Source organism: Elizabethkingia argenteiflava, from assembly GCF_009904105.1.
GTDB lineage: Bacteria > Bacteroidota > Bacteroidia > Flavobacteriales > Weeksellaceae > Elizabethkingia > Elizabethkingia argenteiflava.
This window is the reverse complement of record NZ_JAAABJ010000211.1, coordinates 17,074-31,643: the sequence shown is the minus strand read 5'-3', so window position 1 is coordinate 31,643 and position 14,570 is coordinate 17,074. Positions and strand designations below refer to the sequence as shown.

Here is a 14,570-nt window from a genome sequence, read left to right as displayed (position 1 = left end):
TTTTTTTATCCTAAATGCACCACGGGTTTTAATAATCCGTAAGTTTAATAGATCTACAAAGGGGTAGTGGAGCAGACTCTGCCAATTATTCAATGTTATGGCATTCTCTTACTTAGCAAAAACATTTCATTCGGTAGTAGGGAGTATAGATGTCTTTAATCTATTCTCATATAAACAATTAAGGCAATTATTAGCGCTTGATTAAAAGAACAATCAAGATCTGCGAATATAGCCTCTTGACCTACAGTTGGTGAATTTGGATATACTTTTGTCTTTGGGGTATGGACTTTGTTTTTACAAAATTGTAACTAAGGCTTCTACAGAGAGGGATAGAACAGTTGTAATTAATTCATAAATGAGATATTTGGTTATAGATATCAGGAATTATAGATAAGTGGTAAAAGTCTCTATTTTACCTGACATTCTGGATTAAAATAATTCTTAGTTATTCAATTAACCCTTGCTTTTTAAAGCAAGGATTAAACTTTGCTCTTTAAGCGGTTCTAATAATTTTTCTGATCTATTTTACGGGATACTGATCTTAAGGCAGGTTCAATGAATAATGTTTAAAAAATTACAATTATTTATAGATTCTATGATGCTCCAAGTAATTGAATACCCCCATCCTCGAATGTAGGTCTTTAGTCTCAAGTTTTACGAATAGGAATGTGGTATAAATAACTTTTCGTATATGAGTATCAAATTTTAAAAAGATGGAGGAATTTTCCCTGTTCTCATACCGAGATTATTGGGATAACTTAGCTCTGCAAAGTTCTGATCAGTTTCATTCTTCCATAACTTAAGAATAAGATAATTAAAATTAACTTGCATAGAGTTACAATGAAATCAGAGATGATGTGGATAGTGAAATACAATATACTGTAATTTTTGTTTCAGGTATAATCAGGCCTGATTTAATAATCTAATCTTGTGATCTTAAGTCTAAAAAAAACCGATCAAAGAGCTATTCACAAATTTTATAAGCTCTATACAATAATGAATTTACCCATTTTGCTTATTGTTGTTTTCATATTTTAACTAAAATATGAAAAAATATTATTTTATATAACAAACCGTATTTTTAAATTAAAATAAATATTTATTATAAAAAAAAATGATATATTTTTCATCTTACAATAGATGGGTAGTATATTATTTTTGCATAGATCATAAGAGGAAGAGTGGATGTTAAAATCTTGTTAATTTTGGCATAATTTTTACTGAGACAGGTTTATTATTTTAAAATAGATGTTATGAAAGTGATGAAGCAAATAGCTTTAGCAGTTGGTATTTTTGCGACAGGAGCTCTAAGTGCTCAAAGTGCAAATATGAGAAATATGCTTAAAATTGGTGTTAACGGAGGGGCTTCTACAGGAGGTAATACCTCAGCAAGTGTAGGTGCTGATATCGCATACCAAAATCTTCTGATCCCCGGTTTTGGATTGGGCGTTGCTACCGGTTACAATGAGTTTTTTGGAAAAAATAAAACCATTGGAGGTAAAGAAATAAAATATAACGATTTTGGTATGATACCTGTGGCAGCCTTATTGAGATATTACCCTGCAAAATTAGGTTTTTATGGAGGTGTAGACCTTGGTTATGGATTTATAGTGGGTAAAAACGAGGTGGCTAAGGAGATGGAAAATGCTCCTGAGACCCCTAATGGAGGTTTTTATTTTAAGCCGGAAATAGGCTACCATAATAGAGACTGGAACTTCTTTGTTCGCTATACTAAAGTCTTTACAGGAAGCAAAGGTCAGGTAGGAGATGTAAAATTTAATGTAGGAAGTGTCGGAGCAGGTGTTGCTTACAATATTCCATTAGGTAAATAATACTTTGGATATTATCATTTGATTAAGATCATATACAAGAGGGCTTTTTTTGAGAGCCCTCTTTTTTTGCAGGAGAATTTAGCAGGAGGAATATTCTCATTTATTCTAGAGTAGATAGGGCTTCCATCCTTTTAAATTCATAAAAAGAACGCTGGCAACAATCTTCCATAGATAAACCTGCTATCCAATTAGTAGATAGGAAAATTTTTTTATTTCTCATCTCTTCCTGGATCAAGTTTATTTTTTGTAAATCGTGGAGTTGTAGTGCTGGGAGTATAGAGTGCTTTTCACGTAGAACCTGTAGTTTGGTGGGATCGGTTTTTAACACATGAGCAATTATATTTTTTTTCTGTTCCAAATTATAGACTTTACCTTTAAAATGGAACACCCAAAATTTTTTTCCCTGCACTTCATGATAAATAGCCGAATAGAAAGCTTGATCAATACCGATCAGGCTTTTTTTTATTTTTTTTAATGCTGGTAGATCACCCATATCAATCAAAAGACTTTCGATGTTCGTTAACTTTAAGGAGTTGATCATATCGGAAACATGGGGTTCGATTTCTTGCAAAAGAGCTTTGGTAATATGAGGGGGGCAGGAAAAATTTAGATAAGAGGCTGACAGGAGTTTCTGCTCATTACACCACAATTGATATAATCCATTTTTTTTGGTAATTTTTGTCACTTCCGTATTGAAGTGTAGCTCTATATTTTGATGTTGACTTACAACGCTCTCTAAGAATTGGGTGATCCCGCCTGTTAAAGTAAATTTTTTTGGAAATGAAGGATCTCGGCTGCGTTTTCGAAATAACAATTCAGCAGGGAAATTATCCGGATTTTGACATAGAATAGCCTGAAAAATAAAATGGAATAAGGATTCATAATTTTTGTTGCCCAGTACTGCAGAATAATATTCTCGCACACTTTTATTCTTTTTTGAAGTCACTAAAAACTGGGGTATCGAAAAGATCAGTTCACTAAGGTTTATTCTTTTTATGAATGCTACGAGATTATTGTGCTCTGCCAATTCAAATTTTAAATCCGAAAGGGGAATCATCTTATTTTGTTGATGGCAATCTTTTATAATCTCCAAAACTTTACGATATTTATTGGTGAGAGTATGAGCCCCTAGCTCCGCTATATATTCCGGCATCAAAGCATGGCCTTCAATACATCCTCCTATACGATTCTCTTTTTCGAAGATCTTAACCTTATAATCCTTAAGAGCGCAATAATGAGAAAAACTTACACCACTAATGCCTGCTCCAATAACTGCTACCATTTCGTCAGATAAAATAATAATGATTATCAAATTCTACCCTTCAATTTACGAATAAAATGTGAAAAATATTATAAAAAAACCTCTTTAAAAGTAAAGCAGCTCTTACGACGGGTTAGATTTTTGTTTTTTTTATCTAACTGAATATCAACCATTGCTTTATAAAATTGTTTGAGGATATTTTAGATCTTTGTTACTTTATATATTCCAATGTTAGAGGCTTTTTTTATATTTTTGAGGAAAATAATTTTTACATGGAGTTAATGAAATTTCCATTATATCTGCCCGGATGGGAAAACCCTAAAAATTATGGTATTTCAGTGATCGCTGCGGATATCGGTGGTACAAAAACAAACTTAGGGTGGTTTGTCTCTGAAAATCAGAAGATGGGATTAAAAGAAGAAGCTACCTATTCTTCTAGAGATTATGGTTCGTTTAGCGATATCATTAAGGATTTTATTAAAAACTATAAGTTAGAGCTGCCCGATGTTATTTCCATTGGAGTGGCAGGACCTGTATTAGGAGAGAAGTGTATTACCACCAACCTGCCTTGGTCTTTGGATGTAGATCTTCTTAAAAAAGAGTTACAAGTCGATTCTGTGAAAATCATTAACGATCTTGAAGCAACAGCTTATGGATTAGCAGAAGTTCACGATGGTTATCTGGCAACTTTATATAAAGGGAGGTCTGATATAGAGGGCAATGTCGCGATTCTCGCTCCAGGTACTGGACTGGGTGAAGCCGGTTTATACTGGGATGGTCACGCGCTTAGGCCTTTTGCGACCGAAGGAGGGCACTCCGAATTTTCCCCAAGAAATAAAATAGAGGTCGAATTTTACGAATACCTTCACTCTATTTATGGGATAGTGAGCTGGGAGACCGTGATTTCAGGGCCTGGAATTTTCAATATATACAGATTCTTACGAGATATTAAAAAACACCCTGAACCAGCATGGCTGAGTCAAAAATTTGCAGAAGAAGGCGATGCTTCAGCCGTGATCAGTCATACTGCTATGAGGGAGTTAAATCCTACATGTTCTTTAGCCATGGAGATGTTTGTAGAATTTATGGCGCGTGAGGCGACTAATCTGGTACTTAAGCTAAAAGCTACCGGTGGATTGCTTTTAGGAGGAGGCATTCCACCCAAAATTTTCAGTCTGTTAAATAAAGATAAATTTCATCAAAATTTTATTGTGAGTGATAAGATGGAGCACCTGTTAAAGGATATTCCTATTCACCTTATCCTTAATAGCAAGACAGCTCTGATGGGGGCTGCTTACTATGGTGCTTTTGGGAAGTAAGCGCTCAAGTAAGCTTATTTTGACATGAATAAATTACCATATGATAAGGAAACCTTTTATCTAAATGACATACTTTTGACAAAAAAATAAGATTATGACAAAAATTGGATTATTACTATTAATGACAATAGGAGTAGTATTTGGGCAAACCAAAAAAGTAGTAGCATCAGATATTCAGTGGTGGGGATATAAGATAATGAAGTCTGACTATTCCTCACATTACGGTAAATTAAGTCTACAGAAAGGAGATATTGTTTTAAAAAACAATCAGGTAATAGGCGGTTCTTTTGTGCTGGATATGAATAGTATAGCGGCGACTGATATTACAGGAGAAGATCAGCAAAAGTTAAATAGCCATCTTAAAAATGGAGATTTCTTTGAAGTAGAAAAATATCCTACGGCCACTTTTTTAATTACTTCGGTAAAAAAGCATCCTGATGAAATATACAATTACATGGTAAATGGAAATCTTACCTTAAAAGGAAATACCCAAGCCATTTCTTTTCCAGCAAAAATTCGTATTCACAATGGACAGGTAAGTTTAGTTTCTAATAAGTTTTCTATTGACAGACAAAAATTTGGGGTAAATTATAAATTAGGACTCAAAGATGCCGTACTCAAAGATGATATTGATATACTCGTTAAAGTGACTGCTAAGTAAGTATAAGTGCACATTGTTAAGGAACGGGGGGGAGACTTCCCGTTTTTTATTTTTAAATTTGTACCTAAGCGTTTTAGTATACTTCCTTAGAAATGAGGAATACTTACCCTCATAAAAAATAGGAGTATATTAAAATACGCTTGTAGAGAGAAGAAAATAATCTAATAGGTATCTAACGCTAAGCTTTTCTTACAAGTTTGCTAGAGCTCAAATCATAAGGCTATACTCGAAAAAGGGAGGCTAAAAGTAACTAGAAAGTAATCTCTATTCTATTTTAATGAAAAATCAAGATTCTAAGATCAAACTTTATATCATTAGCGGTATGGGAGCTAATGCCCGAGTTTTTGATAACATTCGCTTTAATCAGCAAATCCAGCCTGTATTTATCGACTGGCTACTCCCTAAGCGGAATGAAGATTTTCATCATTATATCTCTCGTATGGCCGAAAATATAGACCCTACAGAAGAATTTTATCTATTGGGTTATTCCTTTGGGGGGATATTGGTACAGGAAATTCATAAAATTAAACCCGCCAAATGCGTGGTGATCTTGGCGAGTATCCAATCGTACAGAGAAAAATCTTGTTTTTTTATTTGGAATCGCATATTTCCACTCTATTATATATTACCTCTCCGATTATTTTCCTGTCGTAAACTGCTTTCCTATGTTCTTTTTGGGAGTTTAAAAAATAGAAAAAATAGAAAACTCCACCAATACTTTAGCCTTTGGCATCCTTATTATTTAAAGTGGAGTATAAGACAAATTCTCAATTGGAGAGGCGAGAAGCAGAAAAAAGTAATTCAGATTTTAGGAGATAAAGATATTGTATTTCCGCTTAAAAACTCCAAACCCGATTATATTATAAAAGGAGCAACTCATCTTTTTCCGATTACAAAACCAAAAGAGGTAACGGCTATTTTACGAGAGATTTTTGTGTAAAAATAAAGGAAGATATTTACCTCTATTTGTCATCTTTATTTTTTTTCAGCGATCATTGAATAGCCTTTGATAAAATACTATTTTTGTATAAAATAATACCATGCAATCGATTAGTGTTTTTGAAATTATAAAAGTGGGCATAGGTCCCTCCAGTTCTCATACTATGGGACCGTGGAATGCTGCGGAAATGTTTTTAGAACATATCAAGCGTACGCATGAGATCAACCAAGTAAAAGAAGTTTTTGTCGAATTTTTTGGATCCTTAGCCAAGACCGGAGTAGGGCATGGTACCGATGTAGCGGGAATGATGGGACTTAGTGGAGAAAATTTCAGATTAATAGACACTTCTACTATAGATGCAAAGGTGGCACACATCAAGAATACCCAAAAAATCAAGCTTGCAGGAGAATATGAAATTCCTTTTATTTATGGACACCATTTAATACTGAATATGGAGAGAGCCTTAGATTATCATCCCAATGGAATGATTTTTAAAGCCGTATTTCAAAATGGTGGTGAAATCTCTAAAGATTATTATTCCGTAGGCGGAGGTTTTGTAGCTACACAGGAAGAAAATAGCATAGAGAACAACTGTATACGCACCCTTTATCCGTGCCATCAGGCTGAAGATATCAAAAAATATGTAGATAAATTAAATCTCAATAGAATTTCGGATCTTATTTTTTTAAATGAAGAATCATGGCGTACTGAAAGCCAAACTCGCCAAAAAGCCTTAAATATCTGGCAACAGATAAAGGAATGTATTTATAAAGGCGTGAATCGCGAAGGCGTACTCCCGGGTGGATTGAATGTAACTCGCCGTGCTGCAGATATAAATCGAAAACTGTTGGGGGATAAAATTTATAAAAACATTGATCAATGGTTTCAGTTGGTAGTGGAAACAGAAGCTAGCTTTAGTACAATTAATAAGTGGGTTAGCTGCTTTGCATTAGCCGTGAATGAAGAAAATGCATCATTTGGTAGAATTATCACCGCACCCACCAACGGTGCCAGTGGCGTAATACCAGCTGTTTTAATGTACTCACAATGTTTTACTGAACATAACTCCGAGGAAGATATTGTAAGATTTCTCATCGTGGCTGGAGAAATTGGCACCTTGTTTAAAAAGAATGCTACCATCTCTGCTGCGATGGGGGGGTGTCAGGCAGAAATAGGGGTTTCCTCAGCTATGGCCGCAGCAGGTTTAACCGAAATTATGGGAGGCTCTCCCAAGCAGGTATTACAGGCGGCAGAAATCGCTATGGAGCATCATTTAGGATTAACCTGTGACCCTATAGGCGGATTGGTGCAGATACCTTGTATTGAGCGAAATTCTATGGGAGCTATAAAGGCGATCACAGCATCCAATATTGCTTTGGAGTCCGATCCTGACAAGGCGAGGGTTTCTTTGGATCAAGTCATTAAATCCATGTGGGAAACAGCCATGGATATGAATACTAAGTATAAAGAAACTTCCGAAGGAGGTCTGGCTGTAGCGGTAAATGTTGCCGAGTGTTAGGGCTAGCATACACTTAGTTAAAAATATTTTCATATTATGCCTTGTATATTCTGTGAAATCGTTGATAGAAAAATACCAGCAGAGGTTATTTTTGAGAATGAATTTATAATCAGCTTCTTAGATATTGATCCTATAAATGAGGGACATATCTTAATCATTCCCAAAGCCCATTGTGTAGATTTAGATGATTTGAATGAGGCTTTAATCGCTCAGATTTTAAAGCTTGCTCAGCGGTTGGTCACCCTGCTGAAAAAAATAATGAAGTGCAAGGGGTATTCTATTATGCATAATGGAGGAGGCTGTAACGATATAGGTCACTTTCATCTTCATATATTTCCCCGATATGAGGATGATGGTTTCGGGTGGACCTGTGCTCCGCGGCTTACTTCCTATGATTTGGTATCTATGCGTCAAAAAATCATCCATTATTTGGATTTAGATTAGCAAAACTTTTTATTGAAAGAACGGACAGTTTTCACAACCCGTCCTTTTTTATCTATCGATAGTTCTTATTCTTATTTTAAAATATCTCTTATCTTATTGGCATTGAGAATGAGAGCTTCTAAGAAATCATAATTCTCTTTTTCCAAAGCCGATTTAAACTTCCTGAGCTGACTAATGTGTTCATTAAGAACATCCAGAACATTTTCTTTATTTTGTCTAAAAATAGGAACCCACATTTCCGGATGTGATTTAGCCAGGCGTACTGTACTGGAAAATCCTGAGCTTGCAAGTTGGAAAATAGTATCCTCTTCTTTTTCCTTTTCCAAGACTGTATTGGCCAGAGCATAAGAGGTGATATGGGAAATATGGCTAATATATGCGGTATGTATGTCATGATCTTTAGAGTTCATATAGAGAAGGTTCATTTCTAAAGCAGCGTAAATCTTTTGAATCAGTGCTACGGCATCGGGGGCAGATTCTTCTTGATTACAGATGACGGCGGCTTTTCCCGTAAAAGCGTCTTTATGAGCTGCTTTAGGACCACTGTTTTCGGTGCCCCACATCGGATGGGTGGCCACATAACGCAAACGATTGGGGTGCTTTCTAATAGCGCTTACAATACCATTTTTTGTAGAGCCTACATCCATCACCGTTTGTTGTCTTCCGATTAAATTTAGAATATCGGGTAGGAGTTTTCGGGCTGCATCTACGGGGATTGCCAGGATGATGAGGTCTGCATTTTTTACACCTTCCTCAAGAGAGGAATAATGATCGATAATGCCTAAAGAATAGGCTTCTTTAAGGTGTTCTTCATTTTTGTCAATGCCTATAATCTTAGAGGTTAGGTTTTTCTGTTTTAATTTCAGAGCCATTGAGCCTCCAATAAGCCCTGTGCCGATAATACTAATTTTCATGTTATATTCAATTAAAAAAACTCCTGCCACATAAGGACAGGAGTTGGTAATGGTTTAACATATTATCCTTGTCCTTAAGTTCGCTTAAGAATAGAATAATAATATGTGTTGTTCAGTTCCACTAAGCTAAAATATAAATAAGTGATGATGTAGCAAAATTTTTTCCCCGAAAAACTTAAATATAAAAGATTATTGCTCCAAATCAAAATAAGCGGCACTTATAAAATTAGCAATATCGCTGGCGATCAAAGCGTGTGGGTGGATTTTTCTACAGGCTATATCTCCGCAAAGACCATGTAGGTAAACCCCTAAAATACAAGTTTCATGAGGTGAATAGCCCTGTCCGTATAAAGAAGAAAGAATCCCAGACAAGGTATCTCCCGAACCCGCTGTGGCCATTTCCCCAGGTCTGGTAGAATTAAAATAACACTGTGCATCCGAAAGAACGCTAAGGCTATGAGCCCCTTTAATAATAATATTGATTGTATACTGTTGGGCAATTTCTCGAACTTTTTCAAGCTTTTCAAAATCATCCCTCCAGGATCCTATGAGACGCTGTAATTCTTTTGGATGGGGGGGGAAATGGAGTGTTTAGGGAGATGTTCAAAAGGATTTTTCTGTTTGGATAGAATATTTAAGGCATCCGCATCTATGATGAGTTTAGTTTCTGGGAACAAGCTTAAGCTTGTTAAAAAAGCTTCTTCTGTTTTAGGGTGTTGGCCTATGCCCATGCCGATAGCAACAGCAGAATAGCTTGATAGATCCGGAATTTGGCTAATGTAATTTTCTGATGGATCGGTTAGGCACATAGCTTCAGTTAAAGAACTTTGCATAATGAAGTAAGCACAGCCTGGCAGGTAGGCACTTACCAAGCCTCTCCCGGTCTTAAGGGCTGCACGGGCACCTAAAACACAGGCTCCTATCTGTCCATAGCTTCCACCTATAATCAAGACATGACCAAAATGGCCCTTATGAGAAAATTTTGAACCCCTTTTTTAGAAACTTTTTTACTCTTTCTTTTTCTACAAAGTAGTAGGGGGAGCTTAAGTTCTCTTGAAATTTTTCATCCAATCCTATCTTAATAATCGAAAAATCTTTTAAATAAGCTTCAGAAGAGGGCATCAGTAGACCTAATTTGGGCATTTCGAAGGTAAACACATGGTCAACTTTCAGGCAGGGGGTATCTTTATGCATGGGGCGGTCAGGATGAAAACCCGAAGGTAGATCGATGGCGAAAATAGAAAGGGGGCTAGACGCCTCTATTTGTTGAAAGAGGGCTTTCCATTTCGAACTTAGGCAGGTGTGCAGGCCCTGGCCAAAAATAGCATCGATGATAATCATCCCAGAGGTTATGCTAAGTTTACTTTCCTCTGTAAAGAAAGTGGGAAATATTCCCCGAGGCTTCAGTCGCTTCTGGTTTTCGGTATGCTCTGGCGAATAGGAGCCAGCCTCTAGAATAAAAACCTTAACCGAGTATTTTTTTTGGTGTAAAATACGGGCGACGGCCAAACCATCACCCCCATTATTGCCTTTGCCACAAAATACGCAGAATGAAGGATTAGCACCCTTTATTCGATCTAAAATAGCTTCTGTAGCTGCCATGGAAGCGCGTTCCATCAGTTGCCACGAAGATATATTCTGAATGCTTAGACTTTTCTCATCCAGAGTTTTTATTTGGCTGGAAGAAAGAATTTTCATGCGTGAATGAGTAGTTGGAAAGACTAATTTAAATTATTTAATTTTCTTTAGGCTTATAAAACGAGCCATTTCTTTACATTTTTCATATTCTATCTCGTAAATTGGATGCTTCGCAGGATAGATCAGTAGATATTGGGGGCAAGGCTGCTGCTGGGCAGCACTTCTTTTAAAATCTATATTACCTTTCGTAATTATACTGTCTTTTAAGAAAATAGGGCTCAGGTGTAATGCTTCTAACTCCTTTTTAAAATCATCTGTTAATATAAAATCCTTGGTTAGCGTTTCAGCAATAACGCGTTCATTAGGAAAATAGGAGCAGCCGCTTTCCTTTTGATTGAGAATAAAAAAAACAAACAGAATACCAGGAATAAGACCGGTTAGGTAAAATCTGAATCTACGCATTTAGAAAATTAAGAGGTTAATATCGTGATATTGCATACCGAATTTATTAGCAATAGCTTGCTTAGTGAGCCTTCCTTTATACATATAAAGACTTTGCTGCATTTCTATGCTTTTCATTAAAACGTTTTCAAAACCACATTCCTGATCCAGATCTAATAAATAGCTCAGAAAAAAGTTGCTGATAGCTTTGGTAGTGGTCCGGGGCATTCGGGAGGTCAGGTTGGGAACTCCACAATGAACCACATCGTGTTTTGTGAAGATAGGTTGGGATAGTTTGGTAAGTTGTGAAGTCTCAATGCATTTTCCATTGTCTACCGTAACATCAATGATGACACTACCTTTTTTCATAGAAATAACCATTTCCTCAGTAATAACCGGAGGTAGATTCAGTCTCGGAATAGCTCCTATAACAATATCTGCGCGTCGTAAACTTTTCTTTAGCTCTTTGGGATCTATAATGGAAGTAGGTACTCGACTATCCACCATAAAATTAAGCCTTCGAAGCTTAAATAAAGAATTATCGAAAACCTTTACACTGGCTCCCAATCCTATGGCTGCTTTCGTAGCATATTCCCCCACAATACCTGCACCTAATATAACTACTTCTGTGGGTCTCACTCCTGTGATTCCCCCCAGCATCAAGCCCGTAGTTTGGGAGATGAGTTCAGAGGCGTATAAAATAGATACCGTACCTGCAATCTCACCGATAAGCCGAACAAGAGAGAATTGTTTGTATTCATCTACCATATACTCAAAAGCGATGGCATTAATTTTTTTCTCCGACAGCTTCTTAAAGTATTCTTTTGTATTCAGATTGAGTTGTAGTGCCGAGATGAGGTAAGAAGAAGGCTTTAAATATTCTATTTCCTCTAAGCTTGGAGGATTGATTTTTAAGATAATATTCTGACTAAAAACCTCTTGGATATCACTGCATATTTCTGCGCCCGCTTCGGCATATTGTAAGTCTGTGAAAAATGAACCTGCGCCTGCGCCATTCTCCATAATAATCTGATGACCAGCCTGAACCAGAACCTGTACGGCATCCGGAGTAAGGCAGAGCCGTTTCTCGTCAAGACAGGTTTCCTTCGGAATACCAATGCTAAATTTTTTTTCCTTTCGTACGATTTCCAATTTTTCTTCTTTGGGAATGAGTTCTTTTTCAGTGAAAGGTGTAAAAATTGTTGTGCTCATTTTTAAATATTTAGATCAATATAGAGAACAAAGATAAAATTATTTAAATTTTATTCTCCTGGTTTCATGTATAGTGGTAATTTCCATTTCGTGATACGAAAGGTGGGCGATTTCGGACATAAATATCTCTGGCCATTCTATAATACATAGAAACCCATGGTCCAAATACTCTTCTATACCCATATCGTACACTTCCTCCATATTTTTTAAACGGTAGAGATCAAAATGGAAAATTTTCCCCTCTTCGCTATCGTATTCATTAACGATAGAGTAAGTGGGAGACGTTACTTCATCCATGCTGCCTAAGGACTTAACGAGTTGCTGTGTAAAAGTCGTTTTACCAGCGCCGAGGTTTCCTTTTAAAACTAAGATATTGTATTTTAAACACTGCTTAACCTTTACAGCAATCTCTGGCCATTGTGAGAGGGAAAAAATTTCAGTTTCCAGCATGTCTTTATTTTAGTTTGCAAAGTTGTATTTTTTAAAGTTACAAAGCAAAAAAGGTATATAAATAATTTTATATACCTTTTTATTTTTATGTAGCATCAAACTTATTTGGGTTCTAGGATGGCTATAGGAATAATCATCTCTTCTAGGGAAATTCCACCGTGCTGGTAAGTTTCTTTATAATAGTTAACAAAATGATTATAGTTTTTGGGGTAAGCAAAAAAGGTGTTGTTTTTAGCAAAAATATACTTAGAGCTTAGATTGCCCTTGGGTAAGAACAATTTTTCAGGAAAATCGATAGCCCATATATCCTTATCCTCAAAGGTTAAACTTTTACCCGTTTTATAGCGGATATTTGTCGAAGTTTCTCGGTCTCCAATTACTTTACTCGGTTTTTTTACATAAATAGTGCCATGGTCGGTGGTGATAACAAGTTTAAACTGATGTTCCGCTGCCAGTTTTATAATTTTCATTAAATAAGAGTTTTCAAACCAGTGTTCAGTTAAAGAGCGGAAGGTTTTATCATCTCGAATCAGCTGATCAACAATAACATTATCGGTTTTTGCATGGGAAAGGATATCGATAAAGTTATACACAATGGTTAATAGATCCTGGTTTTTATATTGTTTGAAGTCTTCGTAGATTTTTCTTTCAAAGTCGCTATTCAGAATTTTGATGTATTTTAAATTTTTTGCAGATAAACCTAAACGGTGCATTTGATCTTCCAAGAACTCTTTCTCATACTCATTTTTATAGCCTTCTTCGTTATCGTTAAACCAGTATTCTGGGAAGCGTTTCTGGATTTCGGAGGGTAATAAACCTGCGAAAAATGAATTTCTAGCATATTGGGTGGCCGTAGGTAATATGCTGAAGTAATAATCTTCTGAAATTTTACTGTAAAATCTTGTAAATAGAGGTTCTATCACTTTCCATTGGTCGTAACGAAGGTTGTCGATCATCAGGAGTAAAACTTTGTCTTTTTCTAGCTCAGGTTTTACTTTCTTTTTAAAAAGAGTATGAGACATTAAGGGCTTCTCATTAGAGTTTAGCCAAGAAGGATAGTTATTTTCGATAAATTTAGCAAACTGTATATTGGCCTCTTCTTTCTGGCTGATAAGTAAATCTAAGAAGTCATTATCCAGTAATTTATCAAACTTTATTTCCCAGTTTAGAATTTTTTTATAATACTCTGCCCAATCTTGAAAGCTGTTAAGGGAGGAAAGTTCCATACTCAGGTTGCGAAACTCTTGTTGGTATTCCAATTTTGTTTTTTGCTCCACAAGATCCTCGCTCTGCAGGTTTTTCTTTAAAGAGAGTAAAATCTGATTAGGATTCACAGGCTTTAATATATAATCTGAAATCTGAGAACCTATGGCTTGTTCCATAATATGCTCTTCTTCGCTTTTGGTGACCATGACTATTTTGATACCGGAATCTATGTTTTTAATCATCGGAATCGCTTCTAATCCAGATATTCCAGGCATATTTTCATCAATAAGCACCAATTGGTATTTTTCTTTTACCAGTATATCTAAAGCTTCATTCACATTATTTACAGGAGTTAAAGCATATCCTTTTGCTTCTAAAAAAACAATATGAGAGGTTAATAAATCAATTTCATCATCTATCCACAATATCTTTCTTGACATAATTTTATTAATTTCATTTTTTAATTTAGCAGTTCTGCTATTAGGTTGAAGAATTCTCAAAAAAATCAGTAGTATAAAAGCGGCTGCAATTATCCACAAAGCTTATATATAGAAGTCTATAATTTTCTGTCTGGTTCTTTTGAGTAAATTAAACTTCTCGGTGATTAAAACAAGTGAGCCTTGTATCTCAACCAGTTGTCAGGTGGAGAGAACTTCTCGGATACAGAATATCCAGCATATAGACGCATTTTTTGAAACTCTAAAAGGGCTTTTCCATGAAGAAAAAAAAAGTT

The 14,570-nt window shown here is 35.8% G+C and carries 15 protein-coding genes; 6 read left to right on the top strand and 9 right to left on the bottom strand.

Annotation, left to right across the window (positions count from 1 at the left end):
• The first annotated feature begins 1,253 nt into the window (after window positions 1-1,253).
• Window positions 1,254-1,832, top strand: coding sequence for a hypothetical protein (locus GNY06_RS01910; RefSeq protein ID WP_166518554.1), 579 nt, complete (start codon window positions 1,254-1,256; stop codon window positions 1,830-1,832).
• A 100-nt stretch (window positions 1,833-1,932) separates the two neighbouring features.
• On the opposite strand, the gene GNY06_RS01905 is transcribed toward GNY06_RS01910, so the two are convergent.
• Entirely contained in the window at window positions 1,933-3,114 is a 1,182-nt protein-coding gene (locus tag GNY06_RS01905) for an NAD(P)-binding protein (protein ID WP_166518553.1), read from the bottom strand.
• Between the two features lie 260 nt (window positions 3,115-3,374).
• Between GNY06_RS01905 and glk the strand changes: the two genes are divergently transcribed.
• From glk to GNY06_RS01880, 5 genes are all read left to right on the top strand, one after another.
• Entirely contained in the window at window positions 3,375-4,412 is a 1,038-nt protein-coding gene (gene glk, locus GNY06_RS01900) for a glucokinase (protein ID WP_244614333.1), read from the top strand.
• A gap of 94 nt (window positions 4,413-4,506) precedes the next feature.
• Window positions 4,507-5,073 carry a YceI family protein gene (locus GNY06_RS01895; protein WP_166518551.1) on the top strand — a complete coding sequence of 189 codons (567 nt, stop codon included), beginning with the start codon at window positions 4,507-4,509 and terminating at the stop codon, window positions 5,071-5,073.
• Window positions 5,074-5,350: 277 nt separating this feature from the next.
• A complete protein-coding gene (locus GNY06_RS01890) occupies window positions 5,351-6,013 on the top strand; it encodes an alpha/beta hydrolase (protein ID WP_166518550.1) in 663 nt (220 codons plus the stop codon).
• A 100-nt stretch (window positions 6,014-6,113) separates the two neighbouring features.
• On the top strand, window positions 6,114-7,532 hold the full coding sequence (locus GNY06_RS01885) for an L-serine ammonia-lyase (protein WP_166518549.1): 1,419 nt from the start codon (window positions 6,114-6,116) through the stop codon (window positions 7,530-7,532).
• Window positions 7,533-7,568: 36 nt separating this feature from the next.
• A complete protein-coding gene (locus tag GNY06_RS01880; RefSeq protein WP_166518548.1) occupies window positions 7,569-7,976 on the top strand; it encodes an HIT family protein in 408 nt (135 codons plus the stop codon).
• Window positions 7,977-8,047: 71 nt separating this feature from the next.
• Here the strand turns inward: GNY06_RS01880 and GNY06_RS01875 are convergent, their stop codons facing one another.
• The 8 genes from GNY06_RS01875 to porX form a co-directional block, all read right to left on the bottom strand.
• Complete coding sequence (locus GNY06_RS01875) at window positions 8,048-8,890, bottom strand: prephenate dehydrogenase (RefSeq protein WP_166518547.1); 843 nt, start codon at window positions 8,888-8,890, stop codon at window positions 8,048-8,050.
• Window positions 8,891-9,079: 189 nt separating this feature from the next.
• Complete coding sequence (locus tag GNY06_RS14505) at window positions 9,080-9,439, bottom strand: ADP-dependent NAD(P)H-hydrate dehydratase (protein ID WP_317163728.1); 360 nt, start codon at window positions 9,437-9,439, stop codon at window positions 9,080-9,082.
• The gene (locus GNY06_RS14500) at window positions 9,436-9,840 is read right to left on the bottom strand and encodes an ADP-dependent NAD(P)H-hydrate dehydratase (RefSeq protein ID WP_262885029.1); all 405 of its coding nucleotides are present in this window, start codon (window positions 9,838-9,840) and stop codon (window positions 9,436-9,438) included. The genes GNY06_RS14505 and GNY06_RS14500 overlap by 4 nt, the downstream gene beginning before the upstream one ends.
• 19 nt (window positions 9,841-9,859) lie before the next feature.
• Window positions 9,860-10,588, bottom strand: coding sequence for an NAD(P)H-hydrate epimerase (locus GNY06_RS13950; RefSeq protein WP_244614332.1), 729 nt, complete (start codon window positions 10,586-10,588; stop codon window positions 9,860-9,862).
• A gap of 33 nt (window positions 10,589-10,621) precedes the next feature.
• Window positions 10,622-10,990: a hypothetical protein gene (locus GNY06_RS01865; protein WP_166518546.1), complete on the bottom strand. Its 369-nt coding sequence runs from the start codon at window positions 10,988-10,990 to the stop codon at window positions 10,622-10,624.
• On the bottom strand, window positions 10,991-12,181 hold the full coding sequence (locus GNY06_RS01860; protein ID WP_166518545.1) for an alanine dehydrogenase: 1,191 nt from the start codon (window positions 12,179-12,181) through the stop codon (window positions 10,991-10,993).
• A 39-nt stretch (window positions 12,182-12,220) separates the two neighbouring features.
• Entirely contained in the window at window positions 12,221-12,631 is a 411-nt protein-coding gene (gene tsaE / locus GNY06_RS01855) for a tRNA (adenosine(37)-N6)-threonylcarbamoyltransferase complex ATPase subunit type 1 TsaE (protein WP_176589936.1), read from the bottom strand.
• Window positions 12,632-12,732: 101 nt separating this feature from the next.
• Complete coding sequence (gene porX / locus GNY06_RS01850; RefSeq protein WP_166518544.1) at window positions 12,733-14,277, bottom strand: T9SS response regulator signal transducer PorX; 1,545 nt, start codon at window positions 14,275-14,277, stop codon at window positions 12,733-12,735.
• Window positions 14,278-14,570 lie beyond the last annotated feature (293 nt).

Excerpts from the sequence above, each read along its gene's own strand:
- GNY06_RS13950 (WP_244614332.1), bottom strand. The coding sequence starts at position 10,588 with ATGAAAATTCTTTCTTCCAGCCAAATAAAAACTCTGGATGAGAAAAGT.
- GNY06_RS01860 (WP_166518545.1), bottom strand. The coding sequence starts at position 12,181 with ATGAGCACAACAATTTTTACACCTTTCACTGAAAAAGAACTCATTCCC.
- GNY06_RS01875 (WP_166518547.1), bottom strand. The coding sequence starts at position 8,890 with ATGAAAATTAGTATTATCGGCACAGGGCTTATTGGAGGCTCAATGGCT.
- tsaE (WP_176589936.1), bottom strand. The coding sequence starts at position 12,631 with ATGCTGGAAACTGAAATTTTTTCCCTCTCACAATGGCCAGAGATTGCT.
- glk (WP_244614333.1), top strand. The coding sequence starts at position 3,375 with ATGAAATTTCCATTATATCTGCCCGGATGGGAAAACCCTAAAAATTAT.
- GNY06_RS01880 (WP_166518548.1), top strand. The coding sequence starts at position 7,569 with ATGCCTTGTATATTCTGTGAAATCGTTGATAGAAAAATACCAGCAGAG.
- GNY06_RS01885 (WP_166518549.1), top strand. The coding sequence starts at position 6,114 with ATGCAATCGATTAGTGTTTTTGAAATTATAAAAGTGGGCATAGGTCCC.
- GNY06_RS01910 (WP_166518554.1), top strand. The coding sequence starts at position 1,254 with ATGAAAGTGATGAAGCAAATAGCTTTAGCAGTTGGTATTTTTGCGACA.
- porX (WP_166518544.1), bottom strand. The coding sequence starts at position 14,277 with ATGTCAAGAAAGATATTGTGGATAGATGATGAAATTGATTTATTAACC.
- GNY06_RS01895 (WP_166518551.1), top strand. The coding sequence starts at position 4,507 with ATGACAAAAATTGGATTATTACTATTAATGACAATAGGAGTAGTATTT.
- GNY06_RS01905 (WP_166518553.1), bottom strand. The coding sequence starts at position 3,114 with ATGGTAGCAGTTATTGGAGCAGGCATTAGTGGTGTAAGTTTTTCTCAT.
- GNY06_RS01865 (WP_166518546.1), bottom strand. The coding sequence starts at position 10,990 with ATGCGTAGATTCAGATTTTACCTAACCGGTCTTATTCCTGGTATTCTG.
- GNY06_RS01890 (WP_166518550.1), top strand. The coding sequence starts at position 5,351 with ATGAAAAATCAAGATTCTAAGATCAAACTTTATATCATTAGCGGTATG.